The sequence below is a fragment of the Candidatus Margulisiibacteriota bacterium genome (assembly GCA_041650855.1).
Taxonomy (GTDB): domain Bacteria; phylum Margulisbacteria; class WOR-1; order O2-12-FULL-45-9; family XYB2-FULL-48-7; genus JALOPZ01.
The window spans coordinates 632,464-651,649 of sequence record JBAZKJ010000002.1 but is presented as its reverse complement, the minus strand read 5'-3'; the positions used below and the strand labels follow the sequence as shown (position 1 = coordinate 651,649).

The window sequence follows — 19,186 nt, the reverse complement described above, 5'->3', positions numbered from 1 at the left end:
CATGGGCATAGAACAAGCCAATACGCAGCAAATATCCGTCGCGGCGAACATGGGGGCGACCGAGAACCTCGGCCAGCTGCTGCGCCAGGAGATGGACAAGAAGGTCGGCGACAACCAGCAGCAGAACCAGCGGCTGGACGAAAGCGCGCTGAAAAAAGCGCTGGAAGAGGGCGGCGGCAAGGCGGGCCAGCAGATCCTGCAGCAGATGGCAGCCAAGCTGACCCAGAATTTGCCGACCAATAAGCTGATGCAGAGCTTAAAGGACGATTTCAACTTCGTCCTGGATTCGCAGGAGGATAACTCCCAGGACAAGTTCAGCGTCAGCAGCCCCGAGTATTTCGTCAGCAAGGCCGGCAAAGAGAAGAAGAGCGGCGGCCAGACCTCGAGCGGCTTCAGCGGCGAAGAGCAGCAGCAGGCGCAGCAGCAAGCCCAGCAGCCGACGCGCGCCTCGCTCAAGGAATACCTGGGGACCTATTCGCAGTTCCTGGTCACCGGCGGGAGCGAAGCGAAGAAAAAGGTCCAGCAGGGCGAAACCGCGCTGATCAAAGAGAAAGGGGTATCTGTCAAGGAGCTGCAAAGCCTGAAGCTGCAGGCGGCCAATTCGGTCCGCTCCGAGATCATGCGCCAGGTCAAGAACAGCCATCTCAAGCAGATCTGCTCCACCAAGAACTCGCTGGAATACATCCTGAACAAGAAAGAGGTCCAGAGCTTCATCGACTTCGCTTTCTTCAGCGAGAACCTCGGCGGCGAGGAATTCGGCGGCTACAAGACTAATTTGCAAACGGCCGTTAATTCGTCCAGCGCCGAAGTCTGGAACGAGATGAAGGATTTCGTCGCCGAAAAGCTGACCGAAGAGCTGACGCAGAAAGCGCTGGGCAAAAAGGACGAAAAAGCGGTCGTCAAGGACATCGACGAGCTGCTGAAACTGGGCGAGAAGGTCGGTTTCGACGTCGCCAATTTCCTGCAGCAGCTGCCCGACCGGAGCCTTGACCTTGGCTTGCTCCCGCCCGGCAGCAACAATCCGGCGCTGGCGGCCGAAGCGGGTACCGGCCAGGGCGACCAGGAGCGGCCGCGGCAGTACCAGTACACCGCCGACGAAGAGAAAGAAATATTCACCGACAAGCTGCGGGCGATCTACATGCAGCGGGCGCTGCACGGCGACCTCCGCTCGGTTATCCAGACGCAGTTCAAAATGATGAAGATGCAGAACGGGCTGATCAAGCTCGGCGTTAGCAATTTTGAAGAGGTCGAGCGCGAAGGGAAGGCGCTGGCCCGCTTCCGGCTGATGGAAATGCTGCAGGAAGGCTTTGAAGAGCGCGCCACTTATGCTAAACTTTCAGGCGAGGCGTGGGGGATGACGGAGAAGAAGCTCAAGACGGTCCTGCGCAACCTCGAGCGCCTCGGCGTCGTCCTGTCGTCCACCGAGCTCGATTCGATCCGCGACAAGGCGAACGAAAAGATGCTGCGCGAGGCCGAGCACGAACTGACGATGATCAACACCGCCATCGAGATCCGCGGCGAGATCAAGTTCCTGACCTCGAAGCAGAAGATGCTGACGGAAGTGGTCGGCAGGTTATCAACGGAATCAGGCTTCGGCCGGCCGGGCGACGAGCTCGGATTGGTCAGTGAAGCCGCTTAAGGAGGAGTTAAAATGGTAGCACCGGCATCGTGGTCTGGCGGTTTGAACGGGTTAAGCAATTCGGCCAGTCAGCTTTCCATCCAGCTCGACTTGATCATGGCCGACGTCGGCAAGGTCGTCCGCGAGGTCAACGACGCGAACAATGAAGAGATCTCGACCCTGGATAAGCAGGACGACAAGCTGGATAAAGAGAAGACGATCCAGGATCTGATGATGCTGCGGACGCAGCTGCAGCTCTTCCCGACCTCCGTCAAGGGGAAAGCGGAAAAGATCGTCGGCCTGATCGACGAGGCGCTCAGAAAGCTCGGCGCCAACCCGCTTACTTAAGCGCCGCCGCGACCGCCGCGCGTAATTCGGCGCGGTGACGATGATCGTCGGCCACCGGCGCGCTCACGATCGGCTTGCCGATCCTGATCGTTACCTCTCTGCCGCTCCGCAGCACTTTAACCGGCACGACCGGCAGTTTGGTCTCCAGCGCGATCAGCGTCACGCCGCCTTTGATCTCTCCCTTATCGGTGAAGAAGATAACGCTCTCCCCCCGCTGCAATTTGTTGATGATCGCCAGGACGTCGTCGTGCATCAGGGTGAGGTTTTCCGGGTCCAGCGTCAAGAAACCGAAGGTCGGGACGACCAAGCGGCGGCAGGAAAAAATAAAGTGGGACTTGCCGGGCAAGTAACCGAGAGTCGCCATGCCGTCCCGGGCTTCCGCCGGGTCCTGGAGGTAAATGACCGGACCGGCCGGGATGTTATTCTTGCCTTCAACGCGGACCGCTGTCCGGGTCAGCCGAAGAAAAACCCTGGTCCAGAATTTGCCGAAATTGTGCCACATGATTGTCCTCCTCAAGACTTAGTGCCGCTACGGTAACATAACCTTGTTGCTTAGTCAAACTATTTACGATATTATTCCTTAAAATGAAGCTGAAAAACCGGGTAGCGGTGGTGACGGGCGGTTCCGGCGCGATCGGCGGCGCGATCGCCCGTGAGCTGGCCAGGGAAGGGGCGGTCGTGGTCGTCGGTTTTAGCCGCCATAAAAAAGGGGCGGAACGGGTAGTCAAGGATATTAAGGCCGGCGGCGGCCGGGCTTTTCCGTTGTTAATTAAAGTGGAACGGTCGGCGGCCGTTGCTCAAGCGTTCGCGCAGATCCTCCGGCGCTTTGGCCGGATCGATATTTTAATCAACAATGCCGGTATTGTCCGGGACAAACTCCTCCTTTTAATGTCGGACGCCGATTGGGACAGCGTGCTGGACGTCAACCTGAAAGGGGTCTTTAACTGCTGCCAGGCGGCGCTCAAGCCGATGATCGCCCAAAAAAGCGGCGCCATCGTTAACGTTTCTTCGGTCTCGGCCCTGCGGGGAGTGGAAGGCCAGGCGAATTACGCGGCGGCCAAAGCGGGGATCGCCGGTTTGACCCGGTCGCTGGTCAAAGAGGTCTCTCGTTATAATATCCGGGTCAATTCGGTCGCGCCCGGCCTGATCGATTCGGAGCTGACCGGGAAATTGACCGGGAAATACCTAAAAATGATCCCGCTGGAGCGGTCCGGGCGGCCGGACGAAGTGGCGAAAGTCGTCGCTTTTCTTGCCGCGCCCGACGCTTCCTACGTCCAAGGACAGACCCTGGCGGTTGACGGCGGATTGACGGTTTAACATCACGGAGGTGCCGATGTGGCGGTAAAAGAGAGATTGAAAAAGATGCTGGTGACCCAACTGAACCTGGACCGCGATCCGGCGAAGATCGGCGACAGCGAGCCGCTCTTCCGCAAAGGCCTCGGCCTCGATTCGGTCGATTCGCTCGAGATCATCGTAGCGATCGAACGGGAGTTCAAGGTCAAGATCAACGGCAAGAACCTCAAGAAGCCCGACCAGGTCTTTAAAACGGTCGGCACCCTGGCCGAGTTCGTGGAAAAATTGACCGGTCAGAAGTGAGGCGCCGCGTCGTCATCACCGGGTTGGGCGTGGTCGCGCCCAACGGGACCGGCACCGCCGCTTTTCTCCGCGCCCTGCGGCAGGGCCGCTCTGGCATCAGCCGGATCACCTCTTTTCCCACAACAGGGCTGCGCTCCCGGCTCGGCGGCGAAGTCCGCCGCCTGCCAAATCTTATTCCCGACTTCGATCGAGTCAGCCAGTTAGCCCTGGTTGCCGCCCGGGAAGCCGTTACCGCTTCGGGGATCGGTCCGGGGCCGTGGGGGATCTCGGTCGGCACGGTCAGCGGCGGCATCCTGACGCTGGAGCGGGCGATCTTGTCGGGCCGCCGTCCAGCAAACCTGCCCAAGAAAACTTATCCCGGCGCAACCGCGCTGATCCTTGCCAAACAGCTTAGTTTGACCGGCCGGCAGCTGACCGTTTCCAATGCCTGCGCCGCCGGGACTACAGCGCTGGCGCTGGCGGCCGAAACGATCCGGCGGGGCGAACAAGACGCGGTCCTGGCCGGCGGCTGCGAATCGTTTAACCTGTTAACTTTCGCCGGTTTTCACGCCTTGCGCTCCCTCGATCCCGTCTGCTGCCGCCCGTTCGACCGGGAGCGGCAAGGTTTGGTGATCGGCGAGGGAGCGGCTTTTCTCCTGTTGGAAGAAGAGGGACACGCCCGCCGGCGCGGCGCGGAGATCCTGGCCGCAGTGGCCGGCTACGGGCTTTCGTCCGACGCTTATCATGAGACCGCCCCGGAACCGACCGGCCGCGGCGCCGCCCGGGCGATCAGCTTGGCGCTCAAGGATGCCAGGTTGAATAAGACGGACGTCTCCTATTTTAACGCGCACGGCACCGGCACGCCGCAGAACGACCGGATGGAGACCGCCGCGCTGAAGCTCGCGTTCGGTCCGGCCGCTTATGACCTGCCGGTCAGTTCGATTAAATCGATGGTCGGACACCTGATGGGGGCGGCGGGGGCGGTGGAAGCAGTGGCTTCCGTTCTCGCCTTGCGGCATTCCTTTATCCCGCCGACGATCAATTACCGCCGCCGCGACCCGGCGTGCGACCTGGATTACGTGCCGAACCAGGCGAGGGCCGCCAAGTTGAGCGCGGTCCTCTCGGCTAATTTCGGTTTTGGAGGGAGCAATGCGGTTATCGCGTTCCAGCGGCACGGTTAAACCGGGCGCCGATCTGAAGCGGCTGATCGGCAAACTGCCGCGTTTCCGGAAAATGGACCGTTTTACCGGTTACGCCGTAGCGGCCGCCGGCCGGGCGATCGGCCGGCAGAAACTGCCGGCCGGGACCGGGATCGTGCTGGCCACGCTCTCCGGCCCGCTGGTTAGTACCGAAAAGTTCATCCGCGATCTGGGAAAACACGGCCCCGGGTTGGCATCGGCCCTCCTTTTTCCGAGCACGGTGTTGAACCTGGCGGCCGGCACCGTTTCGATCGTCCACGGGTTGCGGGGGCCGTCGGTCACGGTGATCGGCCGGCTGGAAGAGGCGGTACAAATCGCGTCCGGGATGATAGAATGTGGTCGGGCGCCGGCAATGCTGGCCGGGTACGTGGAAGAAGGCAGCTCGTATATGGGGGTCAAGGGGCGCGGCGCGCAATTTATCCTGTTGGCGAAAAAGGGAGGCAGAAAGCGTGTCTGATTACCAGCTGGCAAGCTGCCTGAAGCATTACAAGAACGACCAGGACAAGGTCGTGAAGCCGAGCGAAACGGTCCGGCTGGCCGTGGAAAAGCTGAAGAAACAGTTCGACCTCTCCAGCTTCCACCTGGAACAGCGGAGCTCGGTCATCGAAGGGGCTTATTCGTTCTCCAGCGTCAGCGACCAGTTGACCGCCAGCGGCAAAGGTTTAACCCCGGAGCAATCGCAGGCGAGCGCGGTCATGGAGTTCGCCGAGCGCTACTCCTGGCTCCACTTCGACTACAAGCATTACGACGGTTACGTCGTCAAACCGTTCAACGAGATCAAAAAGGGGAGCGTCCCGACCGTCAACGAAAGCTATTTTTTCGCCTGTTTTCCCCACCTGACGAACCGGGCGGAGCTGCTCGAGCAGGTCAAGGCGATGCCGCTCAAATGGATCAAGGGGGTCTCGCTCAACGATCACCGCCCGTTCTATTACCCGATCAGCTGGTACAACTACACGGAAACCTCCAACGGCCTGGCGACCGGTAACGCCATGGAAGAGGCGATCGTCCAGGCGATCTGCGAAGTGATCGAGCGGGAGAACGTCTACCGCTTTTACGAAGAGCGGCAAGTCGCGCGCGACATCGACCTGCGCTCGGTCAAGCATCCGCTGGCCGTCCGGGCGCTGACCAATGCCCGGTCGTACGGGATCGAGTTCATTATCAAGGACATCTCCTTTAGTTTGGGTGTCCCGACCGTTTGCGTCTGCGGCACCGACCCGCAGCGGCGCGGCAAGCTTTCTTACCGGGGGTGCGGTTACGGCACCCACACCGACCCGGAAAAAGCGCTGATCCGCGCCCTGTCGGAATATTTCGAGGGTTATTCGCTGATGACCAACGTGGAGAACGAGTTCAAGCTCAACTGGGGGCTGATCATCAGTAAACTGCCGAAAAAGAATTATGGCTTCCTCACTTATTACAACGCGGAGGTGCTCGACCGCCCGGACAAGCCGATCTGGCTCCGGGACATGCGCGACCTGAGCCGCGACGATATCCGCGACGAGATCCTGGCGCTCCTCAAGATCCTGAAAAAGGAGAACCACGATGTCATCTTTATCGACAAGACCAACCCGCAGCTCGGCATCCCGGTCACCCGGATCTTCGTGCCGACCTTCCGGTCGCTGATCGGGACCAGCGTGATCGATCCGGACGACCTGATGAGCAAGGCCTATTACGAGGCGGGCAATAAACCGATGGCGCAGAAGTATTACCGGCAGCTCCTGCTCAAGGATTATTATATGAATCCCGAAGTTTCCAAAGTGAAGGTCGAGCAGATCTACAAGGGGGATTTCCAGGAGCAGATCCAGGCGATGGGCGGCATCAAGCGCGACGTCCGGGTGCTGATCAAACAGATGGAACAAGCGTTAGCCAAAGCCGCCCGGCGAGGCAGCTGACCGGGTCAGGACATTTCGGTGTAGGTCTTGCCGTTGATCACTTGATGCGGCCTGACCGCGGGGACGTCGCAGCGCCGGCAAACGTCAAAGGCCTCGCTGAAACGGGCGTTCAGGTTCTTTTTTTCCAGGGCGATCAGGTCGTCCAGTGTTTTTACCTCTGCGATCCGGCCGATCACGGCCTCCCCGTGGATATCGTTGCAGCAAATATGGATATTGCCCTCCCAGGAAATGAATAGGGTGCTCAGATGGGTAAGACAAAGCGCTTTGGTGCCGGGAGCGCTGGCGTTCTTTTTTGACGCCGCCAGGAAGGCTTCGTCCACCAGCGCGTTGTCGGCCAGCTTTTGCGAGCGGGTGGTGATGATGTGGTGGAATTTGAAGTTGTCCGCGTTGAAGCCGAGTCCGGTAAGCAGTTCCTTCATCTTTTCCAGATCGGCCAGGCCAAAGGCCTTGTTAATGACCGGGGTGAACTGGATGTTCGCCCGGCCCCGGTTATTAGCGGCAGCGTAACGCAGATTGTCCAGGGTCTGCTGGAAATCCAGCCCGACCATCAGTTGTTCATAGCTTTTCTGATCGTAACCGTTAAAACTGATATTATACCTGTTGACCAGTCCCGCCAGTTCTGCAAAAAGCGGGGGCTTGAGCAGCGAAGCATTGGTGATCAAGAGGATCGCGGCGTTAGGCACCTGCTGCTTGATCAGGCGGAGCAATGCCGGCAGTTTCGGGTGCAGGAGCGGTTCGCCGAAACCGGAGATCTTGAACACATTGATGCCGGTCGCTTTAGCCAGGTCGATCGCGGCCTGGACGGTTGCCTCGCTTATCAGCCCTTTGGCGCGCGGATCGTTGCGCGGGCAAAAAACGCATTTGGCGTTGCAGGCGTTGGTCGGCTCCAGTTCGATCTGCTGGCTGTATCTGGCTGGGGTGTTCATGCGCTAATCTTAATATTATGATGGCCAGAAAGCAAGTTTGTTGTTACAATACCGCTAAATGAGGCTGCTCTACGCGAACCTGGACTTCTCCAGCGTGACCGGCGCCCTGAACCGGCAGATAGTCGGCGCCTTCCGGCAGACGGCGATCAAGCTTGAGCTCCTCGATTTTGTCCGGTTGACGCATTCGGCCGCGGAGCGCTTGCGCCAGCAGCACCCGACCTGGCCGCCGGCGGAGATCATGCTCCAGGCTAAAACCCAAGTAGCTATGTCGCTGTGCGAAGCGACCAAGGGGGAACGCGGCAGCTGGCTCATGTTCCTGAACGGCCGTTACCTGCCGTCCGAGGTCATCGCGAAATTAAAGGAAAACGGCCTAAAGATCGCCGACTGGGAGCTGGACGACCCCTATTGCGTGGACGCTAGCCTTAGAGTTTCCGCTTACTGTGACGCGCTTTTTACGGTCGATTCCGCCGCGGTCGAGCTCCACCGGGCCAACTCTTGCCCGACGGTCGTCCACCTGCCGCTGGCTTATTCTCCGCTGCTGGATGATCCGGCTCCCCCGGCCGACCAATACCTCAGCGATATCTGCTTTATCGGGACGCCGTTCCGCGGCTCGCATCGTTTGCGCTGGATCGACCAGGCCGCCGGGACCCTGGCGCGCTATCGGTTAAAATTGATCGGCTCCAACCTGTATTCGGAATCATGGCGCGAGAACCTGCCCAGTTACGAATTGCTCAAAGGTTTTATCCGGGAAGAGTCCCTGCCGCTGGACGAAACGGTCAAATTCATGAGGGGGGCCGCGATCAACCTGAACCTGCACCGGGACAGCTACGGCCAGTCGGTCGACCGGAACGAACGCCGCATTATCGCGCGCTCCCCGAACGAGCGGACATTTTTGCTGGCCGGGCTGGGCGCGTTCCAGCTGATCGATGATACCAGGCCGGACCTGGCCGCTTGTTATGAGCTTGGCCGGGAAGTGGTGACTTTTCGGTCGGCGGCGGAGCTAGAGGAAAAGATCCTTTATTACCTCGCTCATGAGGCGGAGAGAAAGGCCATTGCCGCAGCGGCGCGCCAGAGGACTTTAGCCGAGCATACTTACGGGCACCGGGTCGGCAAGATCATCGAGGTTATTTCCGGGCTTCAATAATGATGTTCGAGGCCGCTTGTTCCAGGCGGGTATCTATCCCTCTCAACTCCGGATGGGCGCTTTTTCCGCAATCGACGAAAATAACGTCGCGGAAGCCGACCATTTCCAGCGTTTCTTTCAGGAATTGGGGGGTAAAAAGCAATTTGTGCCGGAATTGCAGCCAATGGGTCTGGACCAATTTGAAGAAATCATGGTAAGAAACGATGCCGCCGCCGCGCTCCCGCATTTTTTCCGGGGCCATCCAGTAAGCCAGGCTGGGGGTCGATATCCTGACCGTGCCTTCGGGCTTTAGGACCCGGTGTTGCTCCACCAGCATCAGCATGACCAGTGATTGTTCAAAATGTTCAATAAAGTCCTCGGAATAGATAAGGTCGGCCGAATCGTTCTCGAAGGGGAGGGGGGCGCTCAGGTCAAGCCGGCGATAATACTGGCGCAGGTCGGCGGGGATCTTTTCCGCCGGGGCGATGTCGCAGTTTATCCAGCCCGGGAAAACTTTGGGTCCGCAGCCCAAATGGAGTTTGTTCATTCCTGGAAGAGTTCTTCCGCCTTCAGTTTCCCGTCGTAGAGCGCCTTGCCGACGATGCACCCCTCGACGCCGATCGCCCGCAGCCGGTCGATGTCCTCTTTGGTGGTGACGCCGCCCGAGGCGATGACCGGCACTTTGATCTCGGCGGCGAACTTTTCGATGCCGGCGAAGTTCGGCCCCGCCAGCATCCCGTCGCGGCTGATGTCGGTGTAGATAAAGCGTTTAACCCCGAGGGTGGTGGCCTCTTTGGCAAAAGTGAAGATGTTCTTCTTGGTGACGTACATCCACCCTTCGCCGGCGGCGACTTCGCCCTTGGCGTCGATCGCCACGGCGATCTTCTCGCCGTATTTTTCGCAGACATTGGTCAGGAGGTTGGGGTTCTTGATGGCGGTCGTGCCGAGGATGACCCGGTCGACGCCGTACTTGATCAGGTCGGCGATCACGGCGTGGTTGCGGATCCCGCCGCCGACCTGGATCGGGACGCTGGTCTCCTTGATGATGCTTTTAATGACTTCCACGTTCTCCGGGGTGCCGGAGCGGGCGCCGTCCAGGTCCACCACGTGGATCCGTTTGGCCCCGGCGGCCGCCCATTTCTGGGCGAACTCGACCGGGTTGTCGGAGTAAACGACCGCGGCGTCGTACCGGCCCTGCTTGAGCCGGACGACCTTGCCGCCGAGGATATCGATCGCGGGAATGACTTCAAAGCTCATTTGCATAATCTCCCAAAATTCTTCATGATCTGCAGCCCTTTTTCGCCGCTCTTCTCCGGGTGGAACTGGATCCCGAACAGGTTGTCTTTCCAGACGCTCGAGATAAATTCTATACCATAATCGGTCCTGGTGGCAACCGTTGTTTCGTCGGCGGTGACCGCGTGGTAGGAGTGGGCAAAATACATCATCGCCCCTTCCTCGATCCCGTCAAAGATCGGGGCTTTGTGCTTGAAGTGGAGCCGGTTCCAACCCATGTGGGGGATGCTCTGGTTGGACCAGGGAGTGCCGGCAAAATTGAACTTTTCAACCTTGCCGGGCAAGATGGCTAAGCCTTTTTGTTTACCTTCCGCGGACGATTCGAACAGGTGCTGCATCCCGAGACAGATGCCGAGGAACGGCTTGCCGAGCGCGATCGCTTCTTCGATCACCGCTTCCAGGCCGTAGCTGCGCAGCTCAATGATGGCGGAATCGAACGAGCCGACGCCGGGGAGGACAACGCCTTTGGCGCCGCGAATGGCCGCTTTATCCCGGGTGATCTCGGCCGGGATGCCCACATGCTGGAATGCCTTCTGGACGCTCCGGAGGTTCCCGGCCCCGTAGTCGACGATCGCTAGAGACACAGCGCGACCGCTCCCAGGACGCCCGACTCGGAACCGAGCTTGGCGCGGACGATCTTGACGTTCTTGGCCGGCAGGGTGAGGGCGTATTTTTTAAATTCGGACTTGATCGGGTTCAGCAGCAGCTCGCGCATCTTGGAGACGCCGCCCCCCAGGATGACCATCTCCGGGTTAAAGATATTGACCAGGTTGGAAATACCGATCGCCAGGTAATGGGCCGTTTCGTTGATCACCTTGATCGCCTTGGGGTCGCCTTGCCGGGCGGCCAATTCCACCGCGATCGCGTCCATGCCGGAGCGCCGCTTGATCGCCGTTCCGGAAGCGAGCGCTTCGAAACAGCCGACGTTGCCGCAGCCGCAGGTGTACCCTTTGGAGTCGATGATCATGTGGCCGAACTCGCCGGCCGCGCCGATCGCCCCGCGGTAGATCTTCCGGTCGATAATGATCCCGCCGCCGATCCCGGTCGAGATGGTGATGTAAATAAAATGGCGGGCTTGCCGGCCGGCACCGAAGTACGCCTCGCCCAGGGCGGCGCAGTTGGCGTCGTTATCGACGTGGACCGGGACGTGGAATTCCTTTTCCAATATTTTTTTCAGGTTAACTTTTTTCCAGCCGGGGAGGTTCGGGGGTTCGATGACGATGCCGGTCTCGTAGTCGATCGGGCCGGGGACGCCGATACCGATACAGCTGATCTTGGTCTTTTGGCCGCGGATCAAAGCGTAAACCGCTTTTTTCAGGTTATCGATGACCTGTTTTTGTCCCTTCTGGGCCTCGGTCGGGATATTGACGTCGGTGATGATCTTGCCGGTCGGGGCTGCCAGTGCCGCCGCGATCTTTGTCCCGCCCAGGTCAATGCCGATGATCATGCTCTTAGTATATCGGGAAACAAATAGCCGCGCAAGTTTTTCTTATCTGCCTACGATGATAACAGCGTACGCCATTTGCATGGCTGGCTACCTCGTAAGGCGACAGGGTCCTAAAAAGATAGTCGACGGGGCAAACCAGTGAATAAATATATTGGAGGAATAAAAATGAAGAAATTAATTGCGTTCGCTCTTTTTGCGGTGATCACATTCGCTCTCTGCTCCCAGGTTATAGCGCAAACGAATAAACCTGCTGTTTTATCAGGTGCCAAGAATATACCTTGTACGCGTTCGGGTCCCCAACCGAAGATCTGAGGTTTGCAGGGTTCAATTAATGTCAAAGCCCCCGGGTCAAACCGGGGGCTTTTTTTGCCTTTTTAGCCTTTAAAATCGAATGCAAGTTTTTACCGATCCGTCACGATTAGCAAGTGAAGAGGGCGGGATGCAGAACGCCCCTTTTTATTTGGGAGGAAAGAATGTCAAAGAACATCATTATCCTGGTAGTGCTCCTGATCGCGTCGGCCGCTTTTGGCGCCGTCTATTCTGACGGTATTTACGCCCAAAATCCCGATTATCACGTTGCCCGCGCTTCGGAAATTGTCGATATTAACGCCAAAAACGGCACGGCGGTTGCGGTCAAGTACTTGGACAAGGAAGCTCCTCCCGTTGCCGACCTCGGGCAGGTTTTAGCCGACGTTTCCGGCAACTTTAGCGTTGACATCGACGCCCAGCAGACGGAGAACAAGCCGGTCGCCGGGGTCAATGTCAGCGCCAATTACAGCGTGAACAAAGGCCCGGTCTATGTCCAGTATTCCCATACCCGCTGCTATTCCCGCTATGTCGATGAATACTCGTCGGCAGCGAGCACCGATTTTTCCGGCACGGTTAACAACAAGGTAACTTTCGGGGTCAGTTTTGCCCCCGATTACTCCCGCACCGCCAGCAACGTAGCCAGTGCTCCTAATGGCGAGACGGTCGCTTCCGCAGTAGCTGCGCCAGCCGCAGCGGCAACGGTCAGGTCATCCGCGATCAACTAGCTGTTAGATTAACCTTCTTCTAAGATAAGCCCCCGGTAAATCCGGGGGCTTTTTGTTTCTCCCCCTTGACAGATTTTTGTCTCCCATGATATGATGTTAGCACTCAATGGTAGTGAGTGCTAATACCTAAACGAGGAGGTGAGTTTTCATATGGTAAGCAAAAAGTTGACGCCGATCGGCGATCGGATCGTCATTAAGCCCGAACCGGAAGAGACCAAGACCAAATCGGGGATCGTGCTGCCGGACGCCGCGAAGGAGAAGCCGTCGGAAGGGACGGTGGTCGCGGTCGGCAGCGGCCGAATTTTAGACAATGGCCAGAAAGTGTCGCCGGAAGTGAAAATCGGTGATAAGGTCATCTACAGCAAATACGGCGGGACCGAGGTCAAGCTCGAAGGCGATGAATTTATTATCCTGGCCGAGCGGGATATTTTAGCGATCAAAGGATAGTTTTAAGGAGGTGGGATGAAATGGCTGCAAAAGAAATGATGTTCGGAGACGAGGCGTGGCGCAAGCTCGAAAAGGGCGTGTCCAAAGTCGCCAACGCCGTGAAGATCACTTTAGGCCCGCGAGGCCGCAACGTTGTCCTGGAAAAGAAGTGGGGATCGCCGACGATCACCAACGACGGCGTGACCATTGCCAAGGAGATCGACCTGGAAGATCCTTACGAGAACATGGGGGCCCAGCTCCTGAAGGAAGTGGCCAGCAAGACCAACGACATCGCCGGTGACGGGACGACCACGGCGACATTGCTGGGACAGATCATCTTCAAGGAAGGGCTCAAAAGCGTGGTGTCCGGCGTCAATCCCATGGCCCTCAAGCGGGGGATCCAGCTGGGGGTTGACGGCGCGATCGCCGAGCTCAAGAAAGAGAGCCGGCCGGTCGAGACCAAGGAAGCGATCGCCCAGGTCGCGTCCATCTCGGCCAATAACGACGCCGAGATCGGCGACCTGATCGCCGACGTCATGGAAAAGGTCGGTAAGGATGGGGTTGTTACTGTTGAGGAATCAAAGGGCATAGAAACCAGTAAGGATTTTGTTGAAGGCATGCAGTTCGACAAGGGCTACGCTTCGCCGTACATGGTCACCGACCGCGAGCGGATGGAGTGCGTCCTGGAAGACTGCTTTATGCTGATCACCGACAAGAAGATCAGCGCGGTCAAGGACCTGCTCCCGTCGCTGGAAAAGACGGTCCAGGCCAGCAAGCCGCTGCTCATCATCGCCGACGAGATCGAGGGCGAAGCGCTGGCGACCCTGGTCGTCAATAAGCTGCGCGGCACGCTCAACGCCGTCGCCGTCAAGGCCCCCGGCTTTGGCGACCGGCGCAAGGCGATGCTCGAGGATATCGCCATCCTGACCGGCGGCGAGGTCGTCTCGGAAGAGAAGGGCCTCTCGCTCGAGAACATCGACGAGGCGTGGTTCGGCAAGGCCAAGAAGATCGTCGTCCGCAAAGAGGACACCACGATCATCGAAGGGGCCGGCGAAGCCAAGGCGGTCAAGGAGCGGATCTCCCAGATCAAAAAGGAGATCGACCTGTCGGATTCTTCCTACGATAAAGAGAAACTGCAGGAACGGTTGGCGAAGTTGTCCGGCGGCGTGGCGGTCATCAAGGCCGGCGCGGCCACGGAAACCGAGCTCAAGGAAAAGAAGCACCGGATCGAGGACGCCCTGTCCGCGACCCGGGCCGCGGTCGAAGAGGGGATCATCCCGGGCGGCGGTTCGGCCTTTATTCACATTCTCCCGGCGATGAAAAAGCTTTACGATGGGACCGCCGGTGATGAGAAAATTGGCGTCGGGATCGTGCTCCGGGCGCTGGAAGAGCCGCTCAAGCAGATCGCGACCAACGCCGGGATGGAAGGATCGGTCGTGGTCGAACGGGTCAAGAAGGAGAAGAACGGCTTCGGCTTCGATGCCCAGAGGTTTGAATACGGCGACATGTTCAAGGCCGGGATCGTCGACCCGCTGAAGGTCACCCGCTCGGCGCTGCAGAACGCGGCCTCGATCGCCGCGATGCTCCTGACCACCGATGTCTTGGTGGCGGAAAAGCCGGAAGAGGAAAAGGCCAAGATGCCGGCCATGCCTCAGGGCGGCGGTTACGGGGACATGATGTAGTTTAGGTCCCAGGTACCAGGTACTTAGGGGGCCCCGGGAGACCGGGGCCCCTTGTTTTTGGTTGACAAGTCCGGGCTCCGGATGCTAAAATTAATGTGCATTCGAATTGTGTAAGTTTTACCAAGCGAAGTGGGATTTTTCCCGCTTTTTTGCTTTTAGGGGGGGTAGTTATGAAGATCGACCACTTTCATGAGATGCTGGAAGAGATCCAGCGGGAACGGGGTATCTCCAAAGATAGCCTGGTTAGCGCTATTAAGGCCTCCCTGGTATCCGCTATCAAGAAGCGGTTCACCGAAGAGGACGTGCTGGAATGCCGCATTTCCGATGACGGCGAGGTCCGGATCTATAAGATAGCCGAAGGGGCGGAGGAAGACGTTACCCCGGCCGACTTCGGCCGTTTCGCCGCCCAAACCGCCAAGCAGGTCATTATCCAGCGGATGCGGGAAGCGGAAAAAGAGGAGTCTTTCAGCGAGTTCACCAAGAAGGCGGGCGAGGTCGTGACCGGCATTGTCCAGCGGCGCGAGTTCGGCGGCTACCTGGTCAACCTGGGCCGGATCGAGACCGTTCTCTCCATAGCCGAGCAGATCCCCGGCGAAATGTTCCGCGAGAAAGACCGGGCCAAGATGTACATTGTCGAGACCAAAAAGACCCCCAAGGGGCCGCTGGTCGTCGTCTCCCGCGCCCATCCCAATTTGATCAAAAAGCTCTTTGAAATGGAGATCCCCGAGATCAAGGACGGAATTTTAGAAATCAAGACGATCGCCCGGGAAGCGGGGCGGCGGACCAAGATCGCCATCCAGAGCCACGACCCGAACGTCGGCGCCGTGGGGACCTGCGTCGGCCACATGGGCCAGCGGATCCAGAACATCGTCCGCGAGATCGGCCAGGAGCGGATCGACATCGTCGAATGGAGCGATAACCCCAAGAAGTTCATCGCCAACTCCCTGAGCCCCGCCAAGGTCCAGAAAATGGAGCTGAACGAAGCGGAGAAATCGGCCCGGGTCTGGGTGCCGGAAAAGGAGCTGTCGCTGGCCATCGGCAAGGAAGGGCAGAACGTCCGGCTGGCGGTCAAGCTGACCGGCTGGAAGATCGACCTGGTCTCGGACGAAACGCCCAAGACCGACGACGTCAAGAAATCCAAAATGAAGGTCCATGAACTGGCCAAGGAGCTGGAACTGACCAGCAGCGAACTGATCGCCAAGCTGCGGGAGCTCGGTTTCTCCGTCAAGGCCGCCAATTCTTCGGTCCCGGAAGAAGCGGTCGCCAGATTAAAGGAAGGAGCAGAGAGTGGCAGCACCAAAGAAGCAGAGTGAAGATAAGCCCGTCAAGGTAAAGACCGTCAAGGTCAAGGTCAGCGACCTGGCCAAGGAGCTCCGGATCCACATCAAGGAGCTGCTGGCGGCGCTCAAACAGCTCGGGGTCGACGTCAAGACCGCCAACTCTTCGATCGACGAGGAAACGGCCAAGATCGTTTCCGAATTGCTGCGCCCCAAGCCCAAGCCGGTGGCGCCGCCGCCGTCCCCGACCGCCCAACAGCCGGTTGCCGCCGCTAAGGCGGCCGCTCTCAAGCCGACCGGCATCGTGATCAACACCGACGACATTTCGGTCAAAGAGCTGATGGAGAAGATCGGGATCAAATCGTCGGACCTGATCAAGGAACTGATGAAGAAAGGGATCATGGTGACGATCAACCAGCGGATCGCCGCCGAAGTCGCCAAAGAGGTCGCGGCCAATCTCGGCAAGGAGATCACCGTCAAGGCGGCCAGCGCGGTCGCGGACGTACTGCCGCACGGGATGAAGATCGAAAAAAGGGCGCTCCGTCCGCCGATCGTTACCGTCATGGGGCACGTTGACCACGGGAAAACCAAACTGCTCGACGCGATCCGGTCGACCAACGTGGCCGACGGCGAGGCGGGGGGCATTACCCAGCATATCGGCGCTTACCAGGTGGAGGTCAACGGCCGCAAGGTCACGTTCCTCGACACCCCGGGCCACGCGGCCTTTACCGCCCTGCGGGCGCGCGGCGCTAAAGTGACCGATATAGTTATCCTGGTCGTCGCGGCCGATGACGGCGTCATGCCGCAGACGATCGAGGCGATCAACCACGCCAAGGCGGCCGGCGTGCCGATCATCGTGGCGATCAACAAGATCGATAAGCCCGATGCCAACCAGGACCGGGTCAAGACCCAGCTTTCCGAACACGGCTTGCAGCCGGAAGATTGGGGCGGCCAAACCGTGACCATGCCGGTCTCGGCCAAGCAGAAAACCGGTATTAATGAGCTGCTGGAAATGGTCCTCCTGCTGGCCGACGTCCAGGAGCTGAAAGCCGACCCGAAAGCTACTCCGCTGGGCGTGGTAGTCGAGTCCCGCCTGGATAAAGGGCGGGGAGCGGTCGCCACGGTCCTGATCAAGAACGGGACGTTGCGGATCGGCGATATCTTTACTTGCGGCGCGACCTACGGCAAGGTCCGCGCGCTGCTCACCTACACCGGCGCCCGGCTGGAAAAGGCCGGACCGTCCATGCCGGTCGAAGTCCTTGGTTTCCTTGATGTTCCCACACCGGGCGACATGCTGCAGGGGATGGGTTCGGAAAAAGAGGCGCGTCTGCTTGCCGAACAGAAAAAGGCGCTGCTCAGCAAGGTCCAGCGCGGCCGGGTCGTTTCCCTGGAAGATTTCTCCAAGCAGATCAAGCAGGGCGAAAGCCAGGACCTGAACCTGGTCGTCAAGGCGGACGTGCAGGGGTCGCTCGACGCGATCCTCAAGTCGCTGGCGGACATGAAGGTCGGCCAGATCGGCATCCGCATCATTCACAGCGGGGTTGGCCTGATCAACGAGTCCGATGTCATGCTGGCCACCGCGTCCAAGGCGATCCTGATCGGCTTTAACGTCGGCCAGGAAGGGGCGGTCGCCAACCTGGCGGCCGACGAAGGGGTGGAGATCCGGCAGTACAATATCATCTACAACCTGCTCGACGACGCCAAGCTGGCCATGGAAGGCTTGCTGGAACCGGAATACGAAGAGGTCATCACCGGCCACGCCGAGGTCCGCAACCTGTTCTCTTTCTCCAAGGTCGGCAAGATCGCCGGCTGTTTCGTGACCGACGGCAAGATGACCCGCGGCACCGGCATGCGGATCCTGCGCGAAAAGAAGAAGATCTGGGAAGGGAAAATGGAGTCGCTCAAGCGGTTCAAGGAAGACGTGCGGTCGGTCGAGCAGAACTTTGAGTGCGGCATCAACATCCCCGGTTACACGGACTTCAAGGTCGGCGACGTCATCGAGAACTTTGAGATCAGAGAGAAGCCGCGAGGGAAATGACGAGACAGCAGCGAGTCGAAGAGCTGATCCGTTCCGAAGTCAGTGAGATCATCCGCGAGGAAGTCGACGACCCCCGCATCGGGTTTATCAGCATCACCGGCGTTAATATCTCCCCTGATCTGGAGAACGCCCAGATCCATGTCAGCATCATGGGTGACGAGAAACAGAAGCAGGACGCCATGGCCGGCCTGCAGTCCGCCACGCACTACATCCGCGGGGAGCTGGGCCCCCGCCTGGCGCTCCGCCTGGTCCCCAAGATCGCCTTTGTCCGCGACGATTCGCTGGAGCGGGGGAGCCGCGTCCTGCAGATCATGAACAAGCTGGGGAAAAATGAAACAAGCGTTCGCCAAAATAAAAGAACGGCTAAAAAGCGCTAAGAGCGCGGTCGTGACCGCCCACGTCGATCCCGACGGCGACGCCGTCGGCTCCATGCTGGCCATGGGGATGGTGCTGGAGCAGTTCGGGCTCAAGGTCCAGTACTACTGCGCCGATTTCCCGCCCCGGATCTACCGTTTCCTCCCCGGGTCGGAAAAGATCAAGCGGGATGTCCCGGCCGGCCTGATCTTTGACCTGGCGGTCGTCCTCGATTCCTCCGACGTCAGCCGGATCGGCCAGGGCGTCGACCTGCGCCAGATCGCCCGGCTGGTCGTGAACATCGACCACCACCCGGACAACACCATGTTCGGCGACATCAATTACGTTACCCGGGCCTCTTCGGTCGCCGAGGAGGTTTACGACCTGGCGAAGTACCTGGGGGCGAAGATCGACCGGCGGATCGCCGATTGCCTGTACGCGGCGATGATCACCGACACCGGTAACTTCCGCTACGAGAACACGGGCGCCAAGACGTTCCTGATCGCGGCCGAACTGCTGAAGGCGGGGGTCAACACGCACGAGATCAGCACCCGGATCTACGATAACCGCTCGCTGGCCGCGGTGCGGATCGCGGCGCTGGCCATGTCGGGCATGCAGATCACCCCGGACCATAAGGCCGCCTGGACGGTAGTGACGGGAGAGATGATGGACCAGACCGGGGCTAAGGGCGAGGACCTGACCGGGCTGGTCGACCATCTCCGTTCGATCGAAGGGGTGGAGGTCGCGGTCCTTTTCCGGGAAGACAAGGACGGCACGGTCAAGGTCAATTTCCGCTCCAAGGACCGGCTCAACGTTTCCGAGATCGCCCGGCGGTTCGGCGGCGGCGGGCACGTCAAAGCCTCGGGCGCCACGCTGGAGGGGAAGACGGCAGAGATAGTCAAACGCGTGATCGCGGAGGTGGAAAAATACCTCCAGGCCGCCAAGTTCCTGGTGTAA

The 19,186-nt window shown here is 59.3% G+C and carries 21 protein-coding genes; 15 read left to right on the top strand and 6 right to left on the bottom strand.

The window, feature by feature from the left end; genetic code table 11:
* Position 1 precedes the first annotated feature (1 nt).
* Positions 2-1,639, top strand: a complete 1,638-nt coding sequence (locus WC529_08015) for a hypothetical protein (protein ID MFA5114223.1) — start codon at positions 2-4, stop codon at positions 1,637-1,639.
* A gap of 12 nt (positions 1,640-1,651) precedes the next feature.
* A complete protein-coding gene (locus WC529_08010; GenBank protein ID MFA5114222.1) occupies positions 1,652-1,966 on the top strand; it encodes a hypothetical protein in 315 nt (104 codons plus the stop codon).
* On the opposite strand, the gene WC529_08005 is transcribed toward WC529_08010, so the two are convergent.
* Complete coding sequence (locus tag WC529_08005; protein MFA5114221.1) at positions 1,959-2,468, bottom strand: hypothetical protein; 510 nt, start codon at positions 2,466-2,468, stop codon at positions 1,959-1,961. The genes WC529_08010 and WC529_08005 overlap by 8 nt on opposite strands.
* Before the next feature lie 83 nt (positions 2,469-2,551).
* On the opposite strand from WC529_08005, the gene fabG reads away from it, so the two are divergent.
* From fabG to WC529_07980, 5 genes are read left to right on the top strand one after another with little or no spacing between them, the layout of a single operon-like run.
* Positions 2,552-3,283: a 3-oxoacyl-ACP reductase FabG gene (gene fabG / locus WC529_08000; GenBank protein MFA5114220.1), complete on the top strand. Its 732-nt coding sequence runs from the start codon at positions 2,552-2,554 to the stop codon at positions 3,281-3,283.
* Positions 3,284-3,328: 45 nt separating this feature from the next.
* A complete protein-coding gene (locus tag WC529_07995; GenBank protein MFA5114219.1) occupies positions 3,329-3,562 on the top strand; it encodes a phosphopantetheine-binding protein in 234 nt (77 codons plus the stop codon).
* Positions 3,559-4,722, top strand: coding sequence for a beta-ketoacyl-[acyl-carrier-protein] synthase family protein (locus tag WC529_07990; GenBank protein MFA5114218.1), 1,164 nt, complete (start codon positions 3,559-3,561; stop codon positions 4,720-4,722). The genes WC529_07995 and WC529_07990 overlap by 4 nt, the downstream gene beginning before the upstream one ends.
* A complete protein-coding gene (locus WC529_07985) occupies positions 4,691-5,197 on the top strand; it encodes a beta-ketoacyl synthase N-terminal-like domain-containing protein (protein ID MFA5114217.1) in 507 nt (168 codons plus the stop codon). Before WC529_07990 ends, WC529_07985 begins: the two co-directional genes overlap by 32 nt.
* Positions 5,190-6,629, top strand: coding sequence for a YcaO-like family protein (locus WC529_07980; protein ID MFA5114216.1), 1,440 nt, complete (start codon positions 5,190-5,192; stop codon positions 6,627-6,629). The genes WC529_07985 and WC529_07980 overlap by 8 nt, the downstream gene beginning before the upstream one ends.
* Before the next feature lie 5 nt (positions 6,630-6,634).
* Here the strand turns inward: WC529_07980 and WC529_07975 are convergent, their stop codons facing one another.
* On the bottom strand, positions 6,635-7,555 hold the full coding sequence (locus WC529_07975; GenBank protein ID MFA5114215.1) for a radical SAM/SPASM domain-containing protein: 921 nt from the start codon (positions 7,553-7,555) through the stop codon (positions 6,635-6,637).
* Positions 7,556-7,613: 58 nt separating this feature from the next.
* On the opposite strand from WC529_07975, the gene WC529_07970 reads away from it, so the two are divergent.
* Positions 7,614-8,699 (top strand): glycosyltransferase, encoded by a 1,086-nt coding sequence (locus WC529_07970; GenBank protein ID MFA5114214.1) that lies wholly within the window; start codon positions 7,614-7,616, stop codon positions 8,697-8,699.
* Here WC529_07970 and WC529_07965 read toward each other — a convergent pair.
* The 4 genes from WC529_07965 to WC529_07950 are packed head-to-tail and all read right to left on the bottom strand — an operon-like array spanning position 8,680 to position 11,418.
* Positions 8,680-9,225 carry a methyltransferase domain-containing protein gene (locus tag WC529_07965; protein ID MFA5114213.1) on the bottom strand — a complete coding sequence of 182 codons (546 nt, stop codon included), beginning with the start codon at positions 9,223-9,225 and terminating at the stop codon, positions 8,680-8,682. The genes WC529_07970 and WC529_07965 overlap by 20 nt on opposite strands.
* A complete protein-coding gene (gene hisA, locus WC529_07960; GenBank protein MFA5114212.1) occupies positions 9,222-9,935 on the bottom strand; it encodes a 1-(5-phosphoribosyl)-5-[(5-phosphoribosylamino)methylideneamino]imidazole-4-carboxamide isomerase in 714 nt (237 codons plus the stop codon). The genes WC529_07965 and hisA overlap by 4 nt, the downstream gene beginning before the upstream one ends.
* A complete protein-coding gene (gene hisH, locus WC529_07955; GenBank protein ID MFA5114211.1) occupies positions 9,932-10,555 on the bottom strand; it encodes an imidazole glycerol phosphate synthase subunit HisH in 624 nt (207 codons plus the stop codon). The genes hisA and hisH overlap by 4 nt, the downstream gene beginning before the upstream one ends.
* On the bottom strand, positions 10,546-11,418 hold the full coding sequence (locus tag WC529_07950; protein ID MFA5114210.1) for an ROK family protein: 873 nt from the start codon (positions 11,416-11,418) through the stop codon (positions 10,546-10,548). The genes hisH and WC529_07950 overlap by 10 nt, the downstream gene beginning before the upstream one ends.
* 473 nt (positions 11,419-11,891) lie before the next feature.
* Here WC529_07950 and WC529_07945 point away from each other — a divergent pair, with 473 nt between their 5' ends.
* The 7 genes from WC529_07945 to WC529_07915 all read left to right on the top strand — a co-directional run bounded on the left by WC529_07945 (position 11,892) and on the right by WC529_07915 (position 19,186).
* Positions 11,892-12,452 (top strand): hypothetical protein, encoded by a 561-nt coding sequence (locus tag WC529_07945; protein MFA5114209.1) that lies wholly within the window; start codon positions 11,892-11,894, stop codon positions 12,450-12,452.
* A gap of 150 nt (positions 12,453-12,602) precedes the next feature.
* Complete coding sequence (gene groES, locus WC529_07940; GenBank protein ID MFA5114208.1) at positions 12,603-12,899, top strand: co-chaperone GroES; 297 nt, start codon at positions 12,603-12,605, stop codon at positions 12,897-12,899.
* Positions 12,900-12,919: 20 nt separating this feature from the next.
* Positions 12,920-14,560, top strand: coding sequence for a chaperonin GroEL (groL, locus tag WC529_07935; protein MFA5114207.1), 1,641 nt, complete (start codon positions 12,920-12,922; stop codon positions 14,558-14,560).
* Between the two features lie 170 nt (positions 14,561-14,730).
* On the top strand, positions 14,731-15,873 hold the full coding sequence (nusA, locus tag WC529_07930; GenBank protein ID MFA5114206.1) for a transcription termination factor NusA: 1,143 nt from the start codon (positions 14,731-14,733) through the stop codon (positions 15,871-15,873).
* The gene (gene infB / locus WC529_07925) at positions 15,848-17,875 is read left to right on the top strand and encodes a translation initiation factor IF-2 (protein ID MFA5114205.1); all 2,028 of its coding nucleotides are present in this window, start codon (positions 15,848-15,850) and stop codon (positions 17,873-17,875) included. Before nusA ends, infB begins: the two co-directional genes overlap by 26 nt.
* Positions 17,872-18,252, top strand: coding sequence for a 30S ribosome-binding factor RbfA (gene rbfA / locus WC529_07920; protein ID MFA5114204.1), 381 nt, complete (start codon positions 17,872-17,874; stop codon positions 18,250-18,252). Before infB ends, rbfA begins: the two co-directional genes overlap by 4 nt.
* Complete coding sequence (locus WC529_07915; GenBank protein MFA5114203.1) at positions 18,206-19,186, top strand: bifunctional oligoribonuclease/PAP phosphatase NrnA; 981 nt, start codon at positions 18,206-18,208, stop codon at positions 19,184-19,186. The genes rbfA and WC529_07915 overlap by 47 nt, the downstream gene beginning before the upstream one ends.